The 22,860-nt window shown below is 61.4% G+C and carries 21 protein-coding genes and 1 pseudogene; 18 read left to right on the top strand and 4 right to left on the bottom strand.

Going from position 1 to position 22,860, the window contains the following annotated elements:
• Positions 1-200: 200 nt before the first annotated feature.
• The 5 genes and pseudogenes from AACY30_RS27465 to selO all read left to right on the top strand — a co-directional run.
• Positions 201-962 (top strand): annotated as a pseudogene (locus AACY30_RS27465) (MCP four helix bundle domain-containing protein); the annotation flags it as partial.
• A gap of 30 nt (positions 963-992) precedes the next feature.
• Entirely contained in the window at positions 993-1,865 is an 873-nt protein-coding gene (locus AACY30_RS27460; protein ID WP_445261431.1) for a methyl-accepting chemotaxis protein, read from the top strand.
• A gap of 232 nt (positions 1,866-2,097) precedes the next feature.
• Positions 2,098-3,840 carry a potassium/proton antiporter gene (locus AACY30_RS13510; protein WP_339469246.1) on the top strand — a complete coding sequence of 581 codons (1,743 nt, stop codon included), beginning with the start codon at positions 2,098-2,100 and terminating at the stop codon, positions 3,838-3,840.
• Positions 3,841-3,893: 53 nt separating this feature from the next.
• A complete protein-coding gene (gene mscK, locus AACY30_RS13505; protein ID WP_339469245.1) occupies positions 3,894-7,277 on the top strand; it encodes a mechanosensitive channel MscK in 3,384 nt (1,127 codons plus the stop codon).
• A 48-nt stretch (positions 7,278-7,325) separates the two neighbouring features.
• A complete protein-coding gene (gene selO, locus AACY30_RS13500; protein WP_339540467.1) occupies positions 7,326-8,789 on the top strand; it encodes a protein adenylyltransferase SelO in 1,464 nt (487 codons plus the stop codon).
• Between the two features lie 5 nt (positions 8,790-8,794).
• Here selO and AACY30_RS13495 read toward each other — a convergent pair whose 3' ends face one another.
• Complete coding sequence (locus AACY30_RS13495; protein ID WP_339415827.1) at positions 8,795-9,196, bottom strand: helix-turn-helix domain-containing protein; 402 nt, start codon at positions 9,194-9,196, stop codon at positions 8,795-8,797.
• Entirely contained in the window at positions 9,193-9,489 is a 297-nt protein-coding gene (locus AACY30_RS13490; protein WP_049710375.1) for a type II toxin-antitoxin system HigB family toxin, read from the bottom strand. Before AACY30_RS13490 ends, AACY30_RS13495 begins: the two co-directional genes overlap by 4 nt.
• 235 nt (positions 9,490-9,724) lie before the next feature.
• Between AACY30_RS13490 and trxC the strand changes: the two genes are divergently transcribed.
• Positions 9,725-10,159, top strand: coding sequence for a thioredoxin TrxC (gene trxC, locus AACY30_RS13485; protein WP_049710376.1), 435 nt, complete (start codon positions 9,725-9,727; stop codon positions 10,157-10,159).
• 100 nt (positions 10,160-10,259) lie between these two features.
• Here the strand turns inward: trxC and AACY30_RS13480 are convergent, their stop codons facing one another.
• Both AACY30_RS13480 and AACY30_RS13475 read right to left on the bottom strand, forming a co-directional pair.
• Positions 10,260-10,469, bottom strand: coding sequence for a DUF6124 family protein (locus tag AACY30_RS13480; protein WP_339540466.1), 210 nt, complete (start codon positions 10,467-10,469; stop codon positions 10,260-10,262).
• Positions 10,470-10,953: 484 nt separating this feature from the next.
• Positions 10,954-11,724: a ParA family protein gene (locus AACY30_RS13475; protein WP_049710378.1), complete on the bottom strand. Its 771-nt coding sequence runs from the start codon at positions 11,722-11,724 to the stop codon at positions 10,954-10,956.
• Positions 11,725-12,028: 304 nt separating this feature from the next.
• On the opposite strand from AACY30_RS13475, the gene AACY30_RS13470 reads away from it, so the two are divergent.
• From AACY30_RS13470 to AACY30_RS13415, 12 genes are read left to right on the top strand one after another with little or no spacing between them, the layout of a single operon-like run.
• Entirely contained in the window at positions 12,029-12,748 is a 720-nt protein-coding gene (locus AACY30_RS13470; RefSeq protein WP_339469240.1) for a beta-ketoacyl synthase chain length factor, read from the top strand.
• Positions 12,724-13,536: a lysophospholipid acyltransferase family protein gene (locus AACY30_RS13465; protein ID WP_339427271.1), complete on the top strand. Its 813-nt coding sequence runs from the start codon at positions 12,724-12,726 to the stop codon at positions 13,534-13,536. The genes AACY30_RS13470 and AACY30_RS13465 overlap by 25 nt, the downstream gene beginning before the upstream one ends.
• Positions 13,514-13,783 (top strand): phosphopantetheine-binding protein, encoded by a 270-nt coding sequence (locus tag AACY30_RS13460; protein ID WP_339427272.1) that lies wholly within the window; start codon positions 13,514-13,516, stop codon positions 13,781-13,783. The genes AACY30_RS13465 and AACY30_RS13460 overlap by 23 nt, the downstream gene beginning before the upstream one ends.
• A 9-nt stretch (positions 13,784-13,792) precedes the next feature.
• A complete protein-coding gene (locus tag AACY30_RS13455) occupies positions 13,793-14,047 on the top strand; it encodes an acyl carrier protein (RefSeq protein WP_003187949.1) in 255 nt (84 codons plus the stop codon).
• A complete protein-coding gene (locus AACY30_RS13450; RefSeq protein WP_339540465.1) occupies positions 14,044-14,589 on the top strand; it encodes a hypothetical protein in 546 nt (181 codons plus the stop codon). The genes AACY30_RS13455 and AACY30_RS13450 overlap by 4 nt, the downstream gene beginning before the upstream one ends.
• The gene (locus AACY30_RS13445; RefSeq protein WP_339540464.1) at positions 14,586-16,256 is read left to right on the top strand and encodes an AMP-binding protein; all 1,671 of its coding nucleotides are present in this window, start codon (positions 14,586-14,588) and stop codon (positions 16,254-16,256) included. Before AACY30_RS13450 ends, AACY30_RS13445 begins: the two co-directional genes overlap by 4 nt.
• Entirely contained in the window at positions 16,249-16,983 is a 735-nt protein-coding gene (locus AACY30_RS13440) for a glycosyltransferase family 2 protein (RefSeq protein WP_339540463.1), read from the top strand. The genes AACY30_RS13445 and AACY30_RS13440 overlap by 8 nt, the downstream gene beginning before the upstream one ends.
• Positions 16,980-17,915, top strand: a complete 936-nt coding sequence (locus AACY30_RS13435) for an LpxL/LpxP family acyltransferase (RefSeq protein ID WP_339469235.1) — start codon at positions 16,980-16,982, stop codon at positions 17,913-17,915. The genes AACY30_RS13440 and AACY30_RS13435 overlap by 4 nt, the downstream gene beginning before the upstream one ends.
• Positions 17,899-19,440, top strand: coding sequence for an HAL/PAL/TAL family ammonia-lyase (locus AACY30_RS13430; RefSeq protein ID WP_339469234.1), 1,542 nt, complete (start codon positions 17,899-17,901; stop codon positions 19,438-19,440). The genes AACY30_RS13435 and AACY30_RS13430 overlap by 17 nt, the downstream gene beginning before the upstream one ends.
• Complete coding sequence (locus AACY30_RS13425) at positions 19,433-19,861, top strand: acyl-CoA thioesterase (protein ID WP_339427274.1); 429 nt, start codon at positions 19,433-19,435, stop codon at positions 19,859-19,861. The genes AACY30_RS13430 and AACY30_RS13425 overlap by 8 nt, the downstream gene beginning before the upstream one ends.
• Entirely contained in the window at positions 19,855-20,538 is a 684-nt protein-coding gene (locus tag AACY30_RS13420) for an outer membrane lipoprotein carrier protein LolA (RefSeq protein WP_339469233.1), read from the top strand. The genes AACY30_RS13425 and AACY30_RS13420 overlap by 7 nt, the downstream gene beginning before the upstream one ends.
• Positions 20,528-22,840 (top strand): MMPL family transporter, encoded by a 2,313-nt coding sequence (locus AACY30_RS13415; RefSeq protein WP_339540462.1) that lies wholly within the window; start codon positions 20,528-20,530, stop codon positions 22,838-22,840. The genes AACY30_RS13420 and AACY30_RS13415 overlap by 11 nt, the downstream gene beginning before the upstream one ends.
• Positions 22,841-22,860: the final 20 nt, after the last annotated feature.

Genomic DNA, 22,860 nt, shown 5'->3' with positions numbered 1-22,860 from the left:
AGAAAATTCACCTCGGATGCCAGGGTTATCCCTGGCGCGCAGCCCGATTTTTAAAGGCCGGGCCGCACTTTCGAGCCTTAGTGACTGCAATTACCCGATCTGGTTCCTGAATCGGCCAAGACCCTCGTCAGGTGCGACAAAAACGCACACGCCCCTTTAGACTTTAGTCGTAAGACCGATAGAGAAGCACACACCGTCTCATGGCCGCACGGATCGCGCGCTCCCCCAGGATTCCCCCCATGTCGCTTCGTAATATGAATATCGCTGCGAGAGCCTTCCTCAGCTTCGCGCTTATCGGCGCGTTGATGCTGTTTCTCGGTATTTTCGCGTTGAATCAGATGAGCAAGATCCGTGGCGCCACCCAAGACATCACCCTGTCCAGCGTGCCGAGCATCCGCGCCCTCGATGAATTCACCCAACTCACCTTGCGCCTGCGGGTGCTGTCCTATCGCTTGCTGACCAACCGCGAACCGGACGTTCAGCAAAAGACCCTGGAAGCCTTCGAACTGCGCAACCAGCAGATCCGTACCGCGCAGGGCATTTACGAAAAACTGATCGACAGCAGTGAAGAGCGCTCGATCTACGACGAGTACATGCGCCTGCTTGCCCAGTACCAACAGATTGAAGCGCGCATGAAGAGCCTGTCGCGCGCCAACCAGATCGAAGAGCTGCGCACCCTGCTCAACACTGAGCTGTTGAGCAACTCCGAGCAGGTCAACACCGTGCTCAACCGCCTGCTGGACTACAACAACAAGGCCGCCCTTAACACCAACCAACAGGCCGAAGACCATTACAACATGGCCTTCAACTGGGTGATTGGGCTGCTGATTATCGCCACGACACTGACGATGCTGTTCGCCTGGCTGCTGACCCGCAGCATCACCCTGCCCATTTCCCAGGCACTGGAAGCGGCGGAAGAAGTGGCCGAAGGCAACCTGACGCGCCTGATCAAAGTCGACGGCAACGACGAAGCCGGGCGCCTGCTGGCCGCCATGGCCAAGATGCAGGACAAACTGCGCGACACCCTGCAACGCATCGCCGGTTCCGCTACCCAGCTCGCATCAGCTGCCGAAGAGCTGAACGCGGTCACCGACGAAAGCGCCCGCGGCCTGACTCAGCAAAACGCCGAAATCGAACAAGCCGCCACTGCGGTGAATGAGATGACCAGCGCTGTCGAAGAAGTCGCACGCAATGCGGTGAGCACCTCCGAAGCTTCGCGCAACGCCACCACCTCCGCCGGTGATGGCCGTGATTTGGTGCAGGAAACCGTCAGCGCCATCGAACGCATGAGCGGCGACGTACAGGCCACCGCCACGCTGATCGGCGACTTGGCCAATGAGTCGCGCGATATCGGCAAGGTGCTCGACGTGATTCGCGGCCTGGCGGACCAGACCAACCTGCTGGCCCTTAACGCCGCGATTGAAGCGGCGCGCGCCGGTGAAGCCGGACGAGGCTTTGCGGTGGTTGCCGACGAAGTACGCGCACTCGCCCATCGCACCCAGCAGTCGACCAGCGAAATCGAGCGGATGATCGGCAGCATCCAGGCGGGTACAGAGCATGCAGTGGATTCGATGCGCAACAGCACGGAACGCGCTGAGTCGACGCTGAACATCGCCAAAGGCGCGGGGATGTCGCTGGACACGATCAATACCGCGATTGTCGAGATCAACGAGCGCAACCTGGTCATCGCCAGTGCGGCGGAAGAACAGGCACAAGTGGCGCGGGAAGTGGACCGTAACCTGGTGAACATTCGCGATCTGTCGGTACAGTCGGCGACCGGTGCCAGCCAGACCAGCGCGGCGAGCAGTGAGCTGTCACGGTTGGCGGTGGACTTGAATGGGATGGTGGGGCGGTTCCGCCTCTAACTGACTCGTCTCAGTCAAAATAGGGGAGCGGGCTTGCGCGCGAATGCAGTGGTTCAGTCAGCCTATCTTTAGCTGATGTACCGCATTCGCGAGCAAGCCCCCGCCCACATTAGATCTACATGAATCAGAAGAACCTTTTTGACAGCGCAGCAATTCAACAGGTTAGAATCGCTGGCACGCAGACTGCATGGTCAGTTTGCGCCCCGTCTTGTTTGCTCATGGAGTACTGCCTTTGAATGCGACGACCATCAACAGCCTGTTCTTGATCGGCGCGTTGCTGGTGAGTGCGAGCATTCTGGTGAGTTCTCTTTCGTCCCGCCTGGGGATTCCGATCCTGGTGATCATCCTGGCCGTAGGGATGCTGGCCGGCGTTGATGGCGGCGGCATCATTTTCGATAACTACCCGACGGCCTACCTGGTGGGCAACCTCGCCCTGGCGGTGATCCTGCTCGATGGCGGCTTGCGTACCAGGGTCGCAAGTTTCCGTGTGGCACTCTGGCCGGCGTTGTCGCTGGCCACGGTGGGGGTGTTGATTACCACCGGCCTCACCGGTATGGCCGCGGCCTGGCTGTTTGATCTCAATATCATCCAGGGCCTGTTGATCGGCGCCATCGTCGGCTCCACGGACGCCGCAGCGGTATTCTCGTTGTTGGGCGGTAAAGGCCTCAACGAGCGGGTCTCCGCCAGCCTGGAAATTGAATCCGGCAGCAACGACCCGATGGCGGTGTTCCTCACTGTCACGTTGATCGACATGATTGCCAGCGGCCAGACGGGCCTGCACTGGAGCCTGCTGACGCACCTGCTCCGCGAGTTCGGCATCGGCGGTATCGTCGGACTGGGAGGCGGCTGGCTGATGCTGCAGATGGTCAACCGGATCAGCCTGGCCAACGGCCTGTACCCGATCCTGGTGATCGCCGGCGGCCTGTTCGTCTTCGCCCTGACCAACGCCCTGCACGGCAGTGGCTTCCTCGCCGTGTACCTGTGCGGCCTGGTCATCGGCAACCGGCCGGTGCGCAGCCGTCACGGCATTTTGCATATGCTCGATGGCATGGCGTGGCTGGCTCAGATTGGTATGTTTTTGGTGCTGGGCCTATTGGTCACGCCCCACGACTTGCTGCCCATTGCCCTGCCGGCGCTGGGTCTTGCACTGTGGATGATCCTGTTTGCGCGGCCGCTGTCGGTGATGGTTGGCCTGCTGCCGTTCAAGGCGTTTCACGGCCGCGAAAAAGCCTTTATCGCCTGGGTCGGCCTGCGCGGTGCGGTCCCGATCATTCTGGCGGTGTTCCCGCTGATGGCCGGCCTGCCGCATGCGCAGCTGTACTTCAACCTGGCGTTTTTTATCGTGCTGGTCTCGCTGCTGGTGCAGGGCACAAGCCTGCCGTGGGTGGCCAAGCTGCTCAAGGTCACCGTACCGCCGGACCCGGCGCCGATCTCCCGTGCGGCCTTGGAAGTGCATGTCACCAGCGAGTGGGAGCTGTTCGTCTACCGCCTGGGCGCAGAAAAATGGTGCATCGGCGCCGCCCTGCGTGAGCTGAAAATGCCTGAGGGCACGCGGATCGCCGCCCTGTTCCGTGGTCAACAACTGCTCCATCCGTCGGGTAGTACGGTGCTGGAAGTCGATGATTTGCTCTGTGTGATCGGCCACGAACACAACCTCCCGGCCCTGGGCAAACTCTTCAGCCAGGCGCCGCAACGCGGTTTGGATTTGCGCTTCTTCGGCGACTTCGTACTGGAAGGCGACGCCCAACTGGGCGCGGTTTCCGCCCTGTACGGCTTGAAGCTGGAGGGCATCGACCCGGACATGCCGCTGAGCCGCTTCATCACCCAGAAAGTCGGCGGTGCGCCAGTCGTAGGCGACCAGGTGGAGTGGAACAACACCATCTGGACCGTCGCGGTCATGGACGGGAACAAGATCGGCAAAGTCGGCGTCAGATTCCCCGAAGGAAGTCGCCCAGGCCCCGGACTCTTCCTCTAAACTGCGGGGCGACAGTTCGCCCCCTTTTTTTTCATTTCGCTCGACCGGTCTCTATGCCAACTCTGCGCACATTTCTCGCCACTGCCCTGCTGGGCTTGACCCTCTGTGTCGGCACCGTCCACGCGGCCGACCCGCCCAGCGCCGACGCCATCCAGCAAACCCTGGACAAACTGCCCGACCGTAAGCTGCCCGACGCCGACATGAAAGCGTTGCAGGCGATCCTGCAACAGACCCTGACGTACCTGGACAATAAGCAGGACTATGAGCAGCGCCTCATCGACCTCAAGCACCAGCTGGAAGACGCCCCGCGTCAGACCACAGAGAACCAGCGCGAACTGACGCGGCTCAAGGCTACCAAGGTCGTCCCGGTCGCCCAACGCTACGCCACCCTGCCGGTACCGCAGCTCGAGCAATTGCTGGTGCAGCGCAGTACCCAGCAGGGCGACCTGCAAAAAGAGCTGGCCGACGCCAACAGCCTGTCCATCGCCGCCCAGACCCGGCCCGAACGCGCCCAGACCGAAATCAGCAGCAGCCAGACGCGCATCCTGCAGATCAACTCGATCCTCAAGGCCGGCAAAGACAACGGCAAAACCCTCAATGCCGATCAACGCAACCAGCTCAACGCTGAACTCGCCGCCCTGAACGCACTGATCCCCTTGCGCCGCCAGGAACTGGCAGGCAACAGCCAACTGCAAGACCTGGGCAACAGCCAGCACGACCTGATCCAGGAAAAAACCGCGCGCCTGGAGCAAGAAATCCAGGACCTGCAAACCCTGATCAACCAAAAGCGCCTGGCCCAATCCCAGCAGACCGTCACCCAGCAATCCATCGAAGCGCAAAAAGCTGGCGGCAGCAGCCTGCTGGCCACGGAAAGCGCGGCCAACCTCAAGCTCTCCGACTACCTGCTTAAAAGCACTGACCGCCTCAACGACCTGACCCAGAAAAACCTGCAAACCAAGCAGCAACTGGACACAGTCACCCAGAGCGATTCGGCCCTGGACGAGCAGATCAACGTGCTCAAAGGCAGCCTGCTGCTGTCCAAGATCCTCTACAAACAGAAACAGGCGCTGCCGCGCCTGACAGTAGACCGTGACCTGGCGGATGACATCGCCAACATTCGTTTGTATCAGTTTGAGGTCAACCAGCAGCGCGAGCTGATCAGCTCGCCCAGCGCCTATGTGGATAACTTGCTGGCTAACCAGGCGCCAGAAGATGTCACCCCGCAACTGCGCCGCACGTTGCTGGAACTGGCCATTACCCGTAGCGACCTTCTGGAGCGCCTGAGCCGAGAGCTGAGCTCGCTGCTGAATGAATCCATCACGTTGCAACTGAACCAGAAACAACTGCTCAGCACCGCCACCACACTGCGGGCGACGCTGGATGAGCAGATGTTCTGGATCCCCAGCAACAAGCCGCTGGACACCGAGTGGCTGGAAACTGTCCCGGCGCACCTGAGCAAGCAAGTCGCCACCCTGCCCTGGGCTTCCAGCATCAGCGAATTGTATGACGGCCTGACCCAGCGCCCGCTGCTGTTCCTGCCACTGCTGCTGGTGATCGGTGCCCTGCTGTGGCGACGCAAAGCCCTGTATCAGCGCCTGAGCAAGGTCCACCTGGACATCGGCCACTTCAAGCGCGACAGCCAGTGGCACACGCCGCAGGCCATCCTGATCAACATTCTGCTGGCGATGCCGGTGGCGCTGGGCCTGGCGCTGTGCGGCTATGCACTGCAAATTGACGCCCGCGGGCAGAACGCCAACCTCGGCGCAGCGTTGCTGCAAATCGCCCAGGCCTGGCTGGTGTTCTACACCGCTTATCGCATCCTGGCGCCGGGTGGCGTGGCGCAATTGCACTTCCGCTGGGAAAAACCCCAAGTCGAATTCCTGCAAGGCTGGATACGCAAGCTCGGTCTGGTGGTGCTGGCGCTGGTGGCCGTCGTGGCGATCGCCGAGCACCAGCCGGCGGCGCTGGCGGACGATGTGCTGGGCATTGGCGTGGTGCTCACGTGCTATGCGCTGATGGCCTGGTTGCTGGGTCGCCTGCTGCTCAACAGCCCAACCCATGAAAAAGCCTCACTGTTTCGCAAGGCCATCGGCCTGCTGTTTACCGCCCTGCCCGTCGCCCTCTTTATCGCCGTGTGCTTTGGCTATTACTACACCGCGCTCAAGCTCAGCGACCGCTTGATCAACACCCTGTACCTGCTGATGTTCTGGCTGGTGATCGAGGCCACCTTTGTACGCGGCCTGGGCGTTGCGGCGCGGCGACTGGCCTATGCGCGAGCACTGGCTAAACGCCAGGCCGCCAAGGAAGCCGGTGATGGCGAAGCGGTGATCGAAGAGCCGACCCTGGACATCGAGCAGGTCAACGAGCAGTCGATGCGACTGATCCGCCTGGCCTTGCTCGGCGGCTTTATCGCGGCGTTGTACTGGGTGTGGTCGGACCTGATCTCGGTATTTTCCTACCTGGACAACGTCACCCTGTACGAATACACCAGCGGCACGGGTGCGAATATCAGCATGGTGCCGATCAGCATCGGCGATTTCATCGGCGCGTTGATCATCATCGGCATTACCTTCGCACTGGCGCGCAACCTGCCCGGTCTGCTCGAGGTGCTGGTACTGTCCAGACTGGAACTGGCCCAAGGCAGCGCCTACGCGACGACCACGCTGTTGTCGTATGTGATTGCCGGCATCGGTTTTGTCTCCACACTCTCCACCCTTGGCGTGAGCTGGGACAAGTTGCAATGGCTGGTGGCGGCGCTGTCGGTGGGGTTGGGCTTTGGTATGCAGGAGATCTTCGCCAACTTTATCTCCGGCATCATGATCCTGTTCGAACGCCCGGTGCGCATCGGCGACACCATCACCATCGGCAACCTGTCGGGCACGGTGAGCAAAATCCGCATCCGCGCCACGACGATCACCGACTTTGACCGCAAGGACATCATTGTCCCGAACAAAACCTTCATTACCGGGCAACTGATCAACTGGTCGCTGACCGATACCATCACCCGGGTCACCCTGAAGCTGGGCGTGGACTACGGCTCCGATCTGGACTTGGTGAAGGAATTGTTGCTCAAGGCTGCCAGGGAAAACCCACGCGTGTTGAAGGAACCGGAACCGCTGGTGTACTTCCTCAACTTCGGTGAAAGCACCCTCGACCACGAACTGCGCATGCACGTGCGCGACCTGGGCGACCGCAACCCCGTGCTGGATGAGGTCAACCGCTACATCAACCGTGAGTTCAAGAAACAGCACATCAAAATCTCGTTCCGGCAGATGGAGGTGTACCTCAAGAACACGCACGGCCAGGAATACAAACTGGTGCCGGTCGAAGACGAGCGCAAGACCCTCTTAGGGCCTGCCCCCGAGCAGGACGCCCCCGAGCCGCCACCCGGCAAAGTCGAAGATGCGCCGGAGCCGCCGCCGAGCAAACTCGACTAACGGCGCTATCCCCAGCAGAATGCTCGGACATTCTGCTGGAGATGGCCGGTGAAAGCCCTCGACGAACTGACCTTCGACAACCGCTTCGCACGCCTGGGCGACGCGTTCTCAACCCACGTACTGCCTGAACCCCTCGACGCACCGCGCCTGGTAGTGGCGAGTAACGCTGCCATGGCATTGCTCGACCTCGACCCGGCCGTGGCCGAAACGCCGGTGTTTGCCGAGCTGTTTGGCGGGCACACGCTGTGGGCCGAAGCGGAGCCACGGGCGATGGTCTATTCCGGGCATCAGTTCGGTGGCTACACCCCGCAATTGGGCGATGGCCGTGGGTTGTTGCTGGGTGAGGTGTATAACGAGGCCGGCGAGCACTGGGACCTGCACCTCAAGGGTGCCGGTATGACGCCTTACTCACGCATGGGTGATGGGCGCGCCGTGTTGCGGTCTTCGATCCGCGAGTTTTTGGCCTCCGAAGCGCTGCATGCGCTGGGTATCCCCAGCAGTCGCGCACTGTGCGTGATCGGCTCCGACACCCCGGTGTGGCGTGAGAAGCAGGAACGCGGCGCGATGGTGCTGCGCATGGCGCCGAGCCATATCCGCTTCGGGCATTTCGAGTATTTCTATTACACCAAAAAACCCGAACAGCAGGCGATTTTGGCTGAGCACGTATTGAACCTGCATTACCCCGAGTGCCGAGAACAACCAGAGCCTTACCTGGCCATGTTCCGCGAAATCGTCGAGCGCAATGCCGAATTGATCGCCAAGTGGCAGGCTTATGGCTTTTGCCATGGCGTGATGAATACCGACAACATGTCGATCCTGGGCATCACCTTCGACTTCGGGCCGTTTGCGTTTCTCGATGACTTTGATGCGCACTTCATCTGCAACCACTCCGACCATGAAGGACGTTACTCCTTCAGCAACCAAGTGCCGATTGGGCAGTGGAACCTCAGTGCATTGGCACAGGCGTTGACGCCGTTTATCAGCGTCGACGCCTTGAAAGAAGCGCTTGGGCTGTATCTGCCGTTGTATCAGGCGAATTACCTGGATTTGATGCGTCGCCGCATGGGGCTGACCAGCGCTGAAGACGATGACCAGAAGCTGGTGGAGCGCTTGTTGCAACTGATGCAGAACAGTGGCGTTGATTACACGCTGTTCTTCCGCCGCCTGGGAGATGAGTCGGCGGCGCTGGCCGTGGCACGACTGCGCGACGACTTCGTCGACCTCGCCGGGTTTGATGCCTGGGCTGAGCTGTACAAGGCCCGCGTTGCGCGGGATGGGGAATATAGCGAAGAGCAGCGCCGCAAGCGGATGCACGCGGTGAACCCGCTGTACATCCTGCGCAACTACCTCGCGCAGAACGCCATCACCGCGGCCGAGTCGGGCGATTACAGCGAAGTGCGGCGGCTGCATGAAGTACTGTCCAAGCCGTTTGAGGAGCAAGCGGGGATGGAGCAATACGCACAGCGCCCCCCGGATTGGGGCAAGCATTTGGAGATTAGTTGTTCGTCGTAAACGCCTCAGATAAAGGTTTCTACTGATACGCCGAAGCGTTCAGCCAGCCAACGAATTTGCCGTATGTTGAGTTGGCGCTTTCCGCTCAACACCTCAGAGACGACCGATTGGGCGCCGACGCCCGGCAGGTCGCTCTGAGTGAGATTGTGCTCGCGCATCATGTATCGCAGCACATCGGCGCCGCTGGCGACGGGCATTGGGCGATGCTCATGATCGTAGGCTTCGATCCAGTCGCTGAGGATATCTACCAAGCTCATCAGCGGACTGTCCTCATTTTCGCCGATCAGGCTCAATAACTCGTCCAACCCACATACCAGAGCGTCGTAGTCTTCCTCGTTTTCTGGTTTGCGCATCACTGGTGAAACAAATTGCCAGTGTTCGGCAGCTACTCGCATAAGCGCGCTCATCTGTTGTTTTCCTTCCATTTATCTTTCTCATAGTCGCGGTGATCAAGCAGATGCTTGATGTAGATGCGCTGCGCCCGATACTCCACGCCAGCAATCAACCTCAACTTGTTGCCTCCAATATCGAAAATGTGAAACTCCCCGACTTTATCCGTGGCGGGGAACATGGCTTTCATCGCCGCGAAATCTTTGGGGTAATTTCGCCTCATTACCCGATACCACTGATCTAACGCTGTTGCTGAACGTGGCCACTTTTCCTTCGCTTCCCAGATCCTTTTCTCGCTGATCACTCGCATGCAACATCCTTATCGCATCTTGCTATGAAGGTTAAACCCGAATTCCGAATATCGCAATTTGCGATAATCGCAAACAGACCGATGGCTCAAAACAGAACAGGCTCTGACAGCCTAGATAGCTGCCCACATCAGCACGGGCAAAGCTGTGAGTGGATGAGTCCTCCCTCTCCCCGCCTTGATAAACACCTCGCCCGACTCCAGATACAGCCCATTGGCCACATCGAAGGAGCCCACCATGTCCGAACCTCTTGTAATCCCCTGCCCTCATTGCAACGGCCTCAACCGCATCCCCGGCGAACGCCTGAGTGACGCGCCCAAATGCGGGCGCTGCAAGCAGCCGGTGTTGTTGAGCAAGCCTTTCGAGTTGAAGCAAGGCGACTACGCCAGCCAGATCAAGGGCGACCTGCCCTTGCTGGTGGATGTGTGGGCCGACTGGTGCGGGCCGTGCAAGTCGTTCGCGCCGGTGTTTGAGCAGGCGGCTGGGCAGTTGGAGGGCAAGTGCCGGTTGGCCAAGCTCGACAGTGAGGCCAATCAGCAGTTGTCGGCGCAGTTGGGGATTCGTTCGATTCCCAGCTTGATTCTGTTCAAGAATGGCCGCGAAGTGGCGCGTCAGAGCGGGGCGTTTCCGTTGCCGCAGTTGATGAGTTGGTTGCGTAGCCAGGGCGTCTAAACACGGTCGAATGTGGCAGCTGGCTTGCCTGCGATGGCAGTGTTGAATTCACTGCAGCTATCGCAGGCAAGCCAGCTCCCACACTGACCGCATTCCAGCTTTAGGCCTGCGGCGCTTCGCGGTCCATTATTTGGCCGACGAGCATTACGCCGAGTTCGCTCAATTGGTGGATGGCCAGGACTACATCGCGGTGTTCACCGCTGAGGTCGTTGGACAGGTTGAGTAATAGGGTGCGGACGGAGGAGAAGGTTTCGTAGCTGTTGAGGACGAGGGTTTCGGTGGGGAGGTTGGGGGTGACGGTGAATAACATGCTTTTCGTTCTCTGATAGGGCCACCACCTATTCGCTACTAAACGAGGGCGGCAGCTGTACGCAGGTTAGTAGACCGGGAACGAAAGCAAAAACCGGCGCACCCGAAGGTGCCCTGCGCACAGCCACCATCAGAAAGGCGATAAAACGCCATGCTTTTTAAGCGGTGCACATACTTTCGTCTGTTTGGGCTACTAAACCCGACCACTGAGAATTCAGCGGTCCGAGAACCTTAGAGACGCCCATCCAGACGCACAAGCCGGGCGATTCTGGCTTACCTGTAGGCAACGTTACAAGGCAAAGCCCCTATTGCCAGACCCGTCCTACAGCCCCTGTGGGACAAATCCAAATCCAGCTGCAGGAATGCGATACACATGTGGGAGCTGGCTTGCCTGCAATAGCATCACTGCGGTGTGATTGACACACCGAGGTGCATGCATCGCGGGCAAGCCCGGCTCCCACAGTGTTCTACTGTTGCCTAAAAGATCACGCGTTTTCCAGCAGGTTATGCAATTCCACAAACTGCTGCGTCAGCTTGTGCCGAGGGTCCAGATGGATCAGCGGCTTGTTCTCCTGATGCGACTCGCGCATGCGTACGGAGCTGGTCAGGTACACCGGCAGCACCGGCAACCCTTCTGCAATCAACTCATCGAGCATCTGCTGCGGCAAACTCGCACGCGCCTGGAACTGGTTGACCACGATACCTTCCACTTCCAGGCCTTCGTTGTGGTCTTCCTTCAATTCTTCGATTTCAGCCAGCAGGCCGTACAGTGCCTGGCGGGAGAAGCTGTCGCAATCAAACGGTATCAGCACGCGATCGGCAGCAATCAGCGCCGAAACCGCATAAAAATTCAGCGCCGGCGGCGTATCCAGGTAAATCCGGTCGTAGTCTTCGCTCAGTTCGTCCAACAGCTTTCGCAGCTTGTTGATCTTGTGCTTGGCTTCAAGCTTGGGCTGCAGGTCTGCCAATTCCGCAGTGGCGGTGATCACATGCAGGTTGTCGAAGGGCGTTTCGTAGATATCGACTTTGTTTTTCTTGGAAAACGGCCCGGAAGACAGGGTTTGCTTGAAAAAATCCGCGATACCCATGGGGATGTCGTCGCCGGTCAGCCCGGTGAGGTATTGGGTTGAGTTGGCTTGTGCATCGAGGTCCACCAACAGGGTTCGATAGCCTTCACTGGCGCTGACCGCCGCCAGGTTGCAGGCGATGCTGGACTTGCCAACGCCGCCTTTTTGATTGAACACCACGCGCCGCATGGAAAAACCTCCGTGTATCAATGAATGCAGGAGTGTAGAGGGCTTAAGCGAATGTTCGCTACCTCGTTCATCCATCCCCGACAAACGAACAGGAAGGGCCCGACAATCCAAATCGGCGTGGGGTAAAGGACAATCTGTAAATCATCCCAACCAAATTGTTATCAGCCGTGAACAATTTTTTACCAATATTTGCTAGAACCCCACGGCACCCGGATAATGCGCGCCATTCGGCTATTGCTCCCTGTCCCGGTATTCGGGGCCAAAAGTCGCACATGGAAGCCCGCAGGGGCGGGATACTTTCTCAGTGATCACTTTCAACATCGCCCAATGGCGCGCCTGGGCCCCTGGCCTGGAAGGCGCGGATGAATGGCGTGCCTGGTGCAAGGCCCCGGTGTCTCTGCCTGTCAGCGAAGCCTGCCCCGACGTCTCGTTCCTGCCAGCCATGCAACGCCGCCGGCTGAGCCGCCTGGCGCGCATGGCGTTCAGCGTAGGCTGGCCGCTGGCCGAGGGCTTGCAGGACTTGCCACTGGTGTTTGTTTCCCGGCATGGCGAGACCCCGCGCACCCTCGATATTCTCAGCGACCTGGCCAATGACCAGCCACTGTCGCCAACCCAGTTCAGCCTGTCGGTGCATAACGCGGTGATTGGGCTGTGGTCGATCCTGCGCAATGAAACCAGCGAAATGACCGCCCTCGCGGCCGCGGGCGATGGCCTGGAACACGGCATGCTCGAGGCCGCCGCGCTGCTCAACGAAGGCGCGCCGGCCGTTTTGCTGGTGATTACCGAAGAACTGCCGCCCGAGGCCTACGCCAGCTGGATCGTTGACGCACCCTTTCCTTACGCCCTCGGCCTGTTGCTGACACCGGGCGACGAGTGGCAGTTGGAACTCAGCACCCGCACTGTCCAACTCACTCAAACCCAGTGGCCCCACGCCCTGAACCTGCTGCGCACCCTGCTCACCGAACAGGTCGCCTGCCAACATGCCTGGAAGAACCGCGTATGGAACTGGCAACGCAAACCCTGAACGACAAACCGCGAGACGCCTACTATTGGCGTCTGTTCGCCACCGCTGCCAGTTTCGCGCTGTTTGGCTTCGGTGGGCTGTGCCTGCGGTTGCTGGTGTTTCCCCTGCTCAGTTGCCTGCCAGGCAGCGCAGCAAGCCACCGACGTCGCGCCCGCCACACCATCAGTTGGCTGTTCTGGTTCTTTATTCGCTTGATGCAACGCGCCGGCGTGCTGACCTATAGCGTCGACGGCGCGGAAAAACTCGGGCGCCCGGGCCAGATGATCATCGCCAACCACCCGTCGCTGATCGATGTGGTGTTTCTGATCGGCCTGGTGCGCCAGGCCAATTGCGTGGTCAAGCAGAGCCTGTGGCAGAACCCCTTTACCCGCGGGCCAGTGCGCGACGCGGGCTACATCAGCAACGACGGCAGCGCTGAAATGCTCGATGCCGCCGCCGATGCCCTGCGCGCAGGCCAGACCCTGATCATTTTCCCCGAGGGCACCCGCACCACACCCGGCGCGGCGCCTGCCTTTCATCGCGGCGGCGCCGCCATTGCGCTGCGGGGTGCGACAATCATCACCCCCGTGGTGATCAAGGTCAGCCCCACGACGCTGACCAAGGCCGAACCCTGGTATCGCATCCCAAAATGCCGCGTGCACTTCAGTTTGCGGGTGGGTGCCGATATAGAACCACAGGCGTTCGCAACACTGGGCCCCGCGCCCCAAGCCTCACGCAAGCTCAACGATTACCTGCACGACTATTTTTTTAAGGAGCTCGCCGAAGATGAGCGACAGACACTGCCTTGAGCACGACATAAAGATGCTGATCATCGAGGCCCTGGGCCTTGAAGACATCAGCGTCGACGACATCGGTAGCGAGCAAACCCTGTTCGGCGAAGGCCTCGGCCTGGATTCGGTAGACGCCTTGGAACTGGGCCTGGCAATCCAGAAAAAGTACGGCATCAAGATCGATGCCGACGCCAAGGACACCCGCAATCACTTCACCAACGTGGCCAGCCTTGCGGCGTATGTCACGGACAGACAGGCAGCTTGAGACCGGACCATGCAAACTCGTGACGATATCTTCAACACCTTGCGCGATGCCTTGGTGGAACTGTTTGAACTGCCGCCGGAACGCGTCACCCTTGACGCCAACCTGTACCAGGACCTGGAAATCGACAGCATCGACGCCGTCGACTTGATCGACCATATCAAGCGCCAGACCGGCAAGAAGATCGCCGCCGAAGAATTCAAGGCGGTACGGACCGTGAACGACGTGGTTGAGGCGGTGTACCGCCTGGTCCAGCCGGCCGCATGAGCCGGCTGATCGGCCTTGGCCTGTTGCTGGCGGGGCTGCTGTACCCATTTGCGGTGTATTACGGCACCGAGCACTTTGCACCCTGGCAATTCGGCCTGCTGCTCGGCGGCCTGTGGCTGCTGCGTGGGCTGACCGGTGCCCGACGCCCCGGCAGCCGCTGGATGGCGTTGGCGATCATCGTGTTTTGTTTAGCGCTGGCTTGGTTCGATAACCCGCAACTGTTGCGCTGGTACCCGAGCCTGGTCAACGCGTTCATGTTGTCACTGTTCGGTTTGAGCCTGAAATACGGCCCACCGATGGTCGAGCGCCTGGCGCGCATGACCGATCCGGTGTTGCCGCCCCACGCCATTGTGTATACCCGCCAGGTTACCGTGGTGTGGAGCGTGTTTTTTCTGTGTAATGGCCTGCTCGCCACTACCCTCACCTTGTGGGCGCCGCTGAGTTGGTGGACGTTGTACAACGGCTTGATCGCCTACGGGCTGATTGGGCTGTTGTTTGCCGTGGAATGGCTGGTACGACAAAGGGTTCGAGGCCGCGTATGAATGGGTTGAAACTTGAGCACTTGCTGCTTGAGCCGCTGCAACAGCGTTTGGTCACCACCGAGCCTGAGATGAATCATGCACAGCTGTGGGAGCAGTCCCTGAGCCTGGCGGCGGGCCTGCAAGCGCGGGGTACCCAGCGCCTGGCCGTGTACCTGGAAGATGCCGGCCTGCTGGCAATTGCCCTGCTGGGCGCATGGCGGGCCGGGGTCAGCGTGCTACTGCCCGCCGATTTGCAACCTCAAACCCGCCAACGCTGGGACGAGGCCGTTGATGCCTGGCTGACCGAAGCGGCTGACCTAGACGCGCTGTTTCAAACACCACTGCGCCCAGCCGCCCTTGATCTGGACAGCTGCCAACTGAGCCTGTGCACCTCCGGCTCCAGTGGCGAACCCAAGCGCATCGACAAGACGCTGCGCCAGCTGGCTAACGAAGTTGAGGCGCTGGAAACCCTGTGGGGCCCGGACCTTAAAGACGCCTGCATCATCGGCAGCGTGGCCACTCAACATATCTACGGTTTGCTGTTCCGAGTGCTCTGGCCGCTGTGCGCCGGGCGCACCTTTGTGCGCAAGCAGTTGGCTTTCCCTGAAGACATGCAGCGCGCGAGCCGCGAGCACGGACAATTTGCCTGGGTCGCCAGCCCGGCACTGCTCAAGCGCATGGGCGATAACCTCGACTGGCCGGCACTGAGCCAGGTGTCGCGGGTGTTTTCGTCCGGCGGCGCGCTGCCAGTGGACGCTGCCGGCAGCCTTTACGACCGTTTGCAGCAGTGGCCCACGGAAATCCTCGGCAGCTCGGAAACCGGCGGCATCGCCTGGCGCCAGGGTGCGCAGCCTTGGCAGCCGTTTGCCGACGTGCAACTGAGTCAGGATGCAGACGGCGCGCTGCGCATCGCCTCAAAGTATCTGCCTGAAGGGCATATCGAACAGACCGCCGACGCCGCGCGCATTCACGCCGATGGCCGTTTCGAACTGCTGGGCCGCTTGGATCGCATCGTCAAACTGGAAGAAAAACGTATTTCCCTGCCCATGCTAGAACACGCACTGATGGCCCATCCGTGGGTCGCCGAAACCCGCCTGGGCGTGGTGCAGGAAAACCGCGCCTCCCTCGGCGCCCTGGTTGTGCTGAGCGACGAGGGCCTGCATGCCCTGCGCAATCAGGGCCGGCGCACGCTCACCCAAACCCTGCGCCAACACTTGAGCCAGCATTGCGAAGCGCTGGCCCTGCCGCGTCGCTGGCGTTTGCTGAGTCAGTTACCGCTGAACAGCCAAGGCAAGCTGCCCCAGGCCGACGTCGAGTCGCTGCTGTTGGCGCCGCGCCCAAAGGCGCCCGACGTGCTGGAGAAAGTCGAAGCCAACGGCGAATGGACCGCAAAACTGAGCGTCCCGCCGGACCTGGCTTATTTCAGCGGTCACTTCCCGGTCACGCCGGTGCTGCCGGGCGTGGTGCAGGTGGAGTGGGCGTTCAACCTAGGCCAGCAACTGCTCGATTTGCCGCCGACCTTTGCCGGAATGGAAGTGCTCAAGTTCCAGCAACTGGTACGCCCCGGCGACGCGATTGAACTGCACCTGCGCTTCGACCGGGAGCGCGGCAAGCTGTACTTCGCCTACCGCAACGGCGCCGCCGCCTGCTCCAGCGGCCGGATTTTGCTGGAGGCCACGCATGCATAACCCGTGCGCCCTGATCCCGGTCTACAACCACGAAACCGCCGTGCCAGCCGTGGTCCACAGCCTGTTGAACAGCGGCCTGCCTTGCCTGTTGGTGGACGACGGCAGCAGCCCGACCTGCGCGGCAGTGCTGGCGCAACTTGCCACCCTGGATAACGTCACCCTGCTCACCCTGCCCAACAACCAGGGCAAAGGCGGCGCGGTGATGGCGGGCTTTCGCGAAGCCGCACGCCTGGGCTTCAGCCACACGCTGCAAGTGGACGCCGACGGCCAGCACGACCTGCGCGAAGTCGAGACGTTTATCGACACCTCGCGCAGGCACCCCGATGCGATTATCTGCGGCTACCCCGAATACGACGACAGCGTGCCCAAGGGCCGTTTGTACGCGCGCTACCTGACCCACGTGTGGGTGTGGATCAACACCTTGTCGTTGCAGATTCGCGATTCAATGTGCGGCTTTCGCGTGTACCCACTGGCGCCGGTGCTGGCGCTGATGGACTCGGCCTACATTGGTACGCGCATGGACTTCGACTCGGACATCCTGGTGCGCTTGGCCTGGCGCAACCAGCCGATGCGCTGGCTGCCAACCCAGGTGCACTACCCCGCTGACGGCTTGTCGCACTTTCGTTTGTTCCGCGACAACGTCCGTATCTCGGCCATGCACACCCGACTGTTCTTCGGCATGCTGATCCGTGCGCCGATGATCCTGTGGCGACGGTGGCAGGCATGAGCGACCGCAACAAACACTGGGCTGACCGTGATGAACGCGGCAGCTATTGGCTGATGAAGCTCACTGCCTTCGCCGCCAAGGTACTCGGCCGTCGGGTATTGAGCCCGCTGCTGTACGGGATCGTCCTGTACTTCTTCCTGTTCGGCCGCACGGCGCGCCAGAGCGCCTGGCAATACCAGCAGCGCCTGGCCGACTGGAGCGGGCGTGATGACCTGCGCCCCACCCACAGAAAAGTCTTCGGTCAGTTCATGGCGTTTGCAGACTCAATGCTCGATAAGCTCGACGTGTGGAACGGCAAATTGCGCCTGGAGCAGATCGACATCAACGACCCGGCGCAATTGCGCGGGCACCTGCGCGGTGAACGTGGGCAGATGCTGGTGGGGGCGCACCTGGGCAACCTCGAAGTGTGCCGCGCCCTCGCGGAGATCGGTGAAAAAGTCACCATGAACGTGCTGGTGCACACCAAGCACGCCGAACAATTCAACCGCCTGCTGGGCGAAGCCGGCGCGAGCCACTTGCGCCTGATCCAGGTCAGCGAGCTGGACCCGGCCACCATGCTGCTGCTCAGCCAGCGCCTGGACGAGGGCGAGTGGCTGGCGATTGCCGGCGACCGCGTGCCGCTGCACGGTGGGCGCACGGTGCGCGTGGGTTTCCTCGGCCATGACGCCGCCTTCCCCCAAGGCCCCTGGCTGCTGGCCGGCCTGCTCAAGTGCCCGGTGAACCTGCTGATGTGCCTCAAGCACAACAACCGCTATCGCCTGAGCATTGAACCTTTCGCCGAACGGGTCGAATGGAAACGCAACACCCGCGAGCAAGTCATAGCCTTATGGACCGCGCGCTACGCTGCACGCCTGGGCCAGTTTTGCCTGGAAGCGCCCCAACAATGGTTCAACTTTTACCCTTTCTGGAAGACCGATGACGACGCATCTTGAGCCAGTAACCTTTGGCGAACGCGCTTTGCGCATCGAAGACGTGCTGGCCCTGGCCAATCGTCAGGTGCCCACCCAATTGCAAAACGATGCCGCGTATCGCCAGCGCATTGCCAAGGGCGCGCAGTTCCTCGACTCGCTGCTGGACAAGGAAGGCGTGATCTACGGCGTGACCACCGGCTACGGCGATTCGTGCGTGGTGGCGGTGCCGTTGCAGCACGTCGAGGCGCTGCCGCGTCACCTGTACACCTTTCACGGTTGCGGCCTGGGCAAGTTGCTCGACGCCCAAGCGACCCGCGCCGTGCTGGCCGCGCGTTTGCAGTCGCTGTGCCACGGCGTGTCCGGTGTGCGCGTGGAACTGCTCGAGCGCCTGCATGCCTTCCTTGAACACGACGTGCTGCCGCTGATCCCGGAAGAAGGCTCGGTGGGCGCCAGCGGTGACCTGACGCCGCTGTCCTACGTGGCCGCGACCCTGTCCGGCGAGCGCGAAGTGATGTTCCGTGGCGAACGCCGCCAGGCTGCCGACGTGCACCGCGAGCTGGGCTGGGAACCGCTGGTACTGCGGCCCAAGGAAGCGCTGGCGCTGATGAACGGCACCGCTGTGATGACCGGCCTGGCTTGCCTGGCCTTCGCCCGCGCCGACTACCTGCTGCAACTGGCCACGCGCATCACCGCACTGAACGTGGTGGCGCTGCAAGGCAACCCGGAACACTTCGACGAGCGCCTGTTCGCCGCCAAGCCGCACCCGGGGCAGATGCAAGTCGCCGCCTGGCTGCGCAAAGACCTGGCGATTGACGCACCGACCGCGCCGCTGCATCGCCTGCAAGACCGTTATTCGCTGCGCTGCGCGCCCCACGTGCTCGGGGTGCTGGCCGACAGCCTGAACTGGCTGCGTTCGTTCATCGAGGTCGAGCTGAACAGCGCCAACGACAACCCGATCATCGACGCTGAAGAAGAGCGCGTATTGCACGGCGGGCACTTCTACGGCGGGCATATCGCCTTCGCCATGGACAGCCTCAAGACCCTGGTGGCCAACGTCGCCGACCTGCTTGACCGCCAGCTCGCGCTGCTGGTGGACGTGCGTTACAACCACGGCCTGCCGAGCAACCTGTCCGGCGCCCCGGCTGACCGCGCGATGATCAACCATGGCTTCAAGGCCGTGCAGATCGGCACCAGCGCCTGGACCGCCGAAGCGCTGAAAAACACCATGCCGGCCAGCGTGTTCTCGCGCTCCACCGAGTGCCATAACCAAGACAAGGTGAGCATGGGCACCATCGCCGCACGCGATGCGATCCGCGTGCTGGAGCTGACCGAACAGGTCGCCGCCGCTACCCTGCTCGCCGCCAACCAAGGCGTTTGGCTGCGGGCCCAGGCTGAGGATGCACGCGCGCTGCCACCGGCATTGGCGGCGATGCACGAAGAACTCGCCAAAGATTTCCCGCCGGTCATCGAAGACCGTGCCCTGGAAGGTGAACTGCGCCTGTGCCTGCAACGCATCGCCGAGCAACACTGGAGGCTGCATGCGTAGCCCCGGCGTACTGCATTGCGACACCGAAATCCTGGTGCCGTTTTTTGACGTCGACACCATGAATGTCGTGTGGCACGGGCATTACGTGAAGTACCTGGAAGTGGCGCGCTGCGCGCTGCTGGACCAGATCGGCCATAACTACACGGCGATGCTCGAGTCCGGCTACGCCTGGCCGGTGATCGACATGCAACTGCGCTACGTGCGCGGTGCTGTGTTCGGCCAGACCATTAACGTGCGCGCCAGCCTGGTGGAGTGGGAGAACCGCTTGAAGGTCAATTACCTGATCACCGACCTCGCCAGCGGCGAGCGTTTGACCCGTGCCAGCACCGTGCAAGTGGCCGTGGAAATCACGACCCGCGAGATGCAATTGGCCTCGCCAAAAGTATTCACAGACGCCATAGAAAGGGCCTTGAAATGCTGACCCCTGTGGGAGCGGGCTTGCCCGCGATGGACGTTAACGATAACGCGGGCCGCCTGACACTGCGCGGCGCTCTCAGGCTCTTCGCGAGCAAGCTTGCTCCCACAGGGGTTGCGCTGTTGCTGAGCTTTAATGCCCACGCCTTTGATCTGCAACAACTCAGCGATCAGCTTGCAAAACCCTCAGTGATCCACGGCAGCTTCACCCAGGAAAAACACCTGCGTGCCCTGCCCCAACCCTTGGTCAGCAAAGGCACCTTCGTCCTCGCCAAGGACCACGGCCTGCTGTGGCTGCTGAAAACCCCGCTGCAACAGGACTACCGCATCAGCGCACAAGGCATCGCCCGCCGCGACGCCAATGGCTGGCAACTGCTGCCAAACAAGAGTGCCGGCGCCGAGCAGAACCGCTTGTTCCTCGCCGTGCTCCAGGGCGACAGCAGCGGCTTGCAGCGTGACTTCGACTTGCAGTTGCACGGCGAGGCCAAGCAGTGGCAATTGACCCTGATTCCGCGCTCGCTGCTGCTCAAGCAAGTCTTCAACCGGATCAACATCGACGGTGGCGATCTTGTGCAAAAGATCGAATTGCTCGAAACCCAAGGCGACAGCACCGTGCTGCGCATGCAGGACAGCACTGCCAAACAGCCGTTGAGCGACGCGGAGCAACACGACTTTGCCCAGTGAGCGCCTGCTGCCGCGCCTTTTCCTGATCCTGCTGATGGCGGTGCTTACGCTGGCCGGCTGGCAGTGGCGCCACGGCGCGCCGTTGTCCGCCAACCTGATGGAGCTGGTGCCGGGCAACACGCCGGATGCCCTGGAGCAACAAGCCGAACAGCGCATGCAGGAACCGCTTAACCGCCAAATACTGGTGCTGGTGGGCCATGCCGACCGCCAACAAGCGGTCGCCGTGGCGCAACAATTGGGCGAGCGCTGGCAAGCCAGCGGGTTGTTTGAAAAAGTGCAGTGGAACCTGCAAGCCGACTTGCCGGCGCTACGCGAGCAATTGCTGCGCGGTCGCCTGGCGATGCTCTCGACCACGGACCGCGAGCAACTGATGAACCAGCCCGACGCGTTTATCCAGCAACGCGTGCAAGCCCTGTTCGACCCCTTTACCGGGTTCAGCCTGGTGCCCAGCCAGGATGACTGGCTGGGGCTGACCGGGCGTATCCAGAACAGCCAACCGCAACAGGGCGCAGTGCAATTGGATATCGGCAGCGGCGCGTTGGTCGCCGACGCTGACGGCAAGCGTTGGGTGCTGCTGCGTGCGAGCACCACCGGCAATGCCTTTGACATGAACCTGCCGCTGCAAGTGGCGCAGTTGCTCCAGGCCAGCCGCGAGCAGGCAGGTCAGCAAGGCGCGCAACTGCTCGCCGCCAGCGGCTTGCTGTATGCGGCCAATGGTCAGCAGCAAGCCACGCGGGAAATCACCTGGGTCGGCGGCGGCGCTACCGTCGGCATCCTGTTACTGCTGTTGCTGGCGTTCCGACGCTGGCGCGTGTTGCTGGCTTTTGTGCCGGTGCTGGTGGGCATACTGTTTGGCGCGGTGGCCTGTGTGGCGCTGTTCGGGCACATGCATGTGATGACCTTAGTGCTCGGCTCCAGCCTGATCGGCGTGGCGGTGGATTACCCGCTGCACTACCTGTCGAAAAGCTGGAGCATGCGCCCATGGCGCAGCTGGCCGGCGTTGCGCCTGACCTTGCCCGGCCTGAGCCTGAGCCTGGCGACCAGTTGCATCGGTTACTTGGCGCTGGCGTGGACGCCGTTCCCGGCGTTGACACAGATCGCGGTGTTCTCCGCCGCTGGGCTGGTGGGCGCTTATTTGTCCGCCGTGTGCCTGTTGCCGGCGCTGCTCAAGGGCGTCGAGCTGCGCCCGGCGCAATGGCCGCTGCGTATCGCCGAAGGCCTGTGGCGGCTGCGCGCCTCGCTGCTCAAGCGCGTGCCGAGCCCGGTCTTGCTGGCGCTGCTGGTGCTGTTTTGCGCCGGTGGCCTGTGGCAGTTGAACAGCAAAAACGATATCCGCCAGTGGATCGGCGCGCCGCCGCAATTGCTGGAAGAAGCACAGGCCGTCGCGCGGATTACCGGGTTCCAACCCACCAGCCAGTTTTTCCTGGTGCGGGCGCAGGATCAGCAGCAGTTGCTGGAGCGCCAGCGCGCACTCGCGCAGCGCCTGGATCAATTGGTAAACATGGATAAGCTCAAGGGCTATCTGGCGCTCAATCAACTGGTCAGCCTGCCCGCAGAGCAGCAACAAGTGCGCGACGCCTTGAATAAACTGCCGCAGCACTGGCAGCCATTGCTGGACCTTGGCGTACCGGCCAGCGCCCTGCAAGCTGAGGTGAGGCAACTGCAAGCGTTGCCTACGCAAGATATCGACGCCGCACTGGCAGGCCCATTGGCCGAGCCTTGGCGCACCCTGTGGCTGGGCCCGGTGGACGGCGGCGTGGCAGCAATGGTTAGCCTGCAAGGCTTGAACAACCCGGCGCTGCTGCGGGTGCAAGCAGTGGATTTACCCGGCGTGCAATTGGTGGACCGCCTGGGCGAATTGAACCGGGTGTTCGCCGACACGCAAATCAGCGCCGCCGAATTGAAATTGATGTCGTGCGTGCTGATCGTGCTCTTGCTGATCCTGCCCTTCGGGTTTGGCGGTGCCTTGCGCATTGTCGCCCTGCCGCTGCTGGCGGCCCTGTGCAGCCTGGCCAGCCTCGGTTGGCTGGGCCAGCCGCTGACGCTGTTCAGCCTGTTCGGTTTGCTGCTGGTCACGGCGATCAGCGTCGACTACGCGATCCTGATGCGCGAGCAAATCGGCGGTCCGGCGGTCAGCCTGCTAGGCACATTGCTGGCGGCGCTGACAACCTGGTTGTCGTTTGGCCTGCTGGCCGTATCCAGTACACCGGCAGTGAGTAATTTCGGCTTATCGGTCAGCCTGGGCCTGGCCTTCAGCTTTATGCTGGCACCCTGGGCCGGGCAACAGAGGCACGCCTTATGAATGTGATTAATGCCAATGTG

It is taken from the genome of Pseudomonas sp. RA_5y_Pfl1_P24 (assembly GCF_963970945.1).
Taxonomy (GTDB): domain Bacteria; phylum Pseudomonadota; class Gammaproteobacteria; order Pseudomonadales; family Pseudomonadaceae; genus Aquipseudomonas; species Aquipseudomonas tritici.
Note: the sequence above shows the minus strand (reverse complement) of the source record. Positions and strands in the feature narration are given on the sequence as shown.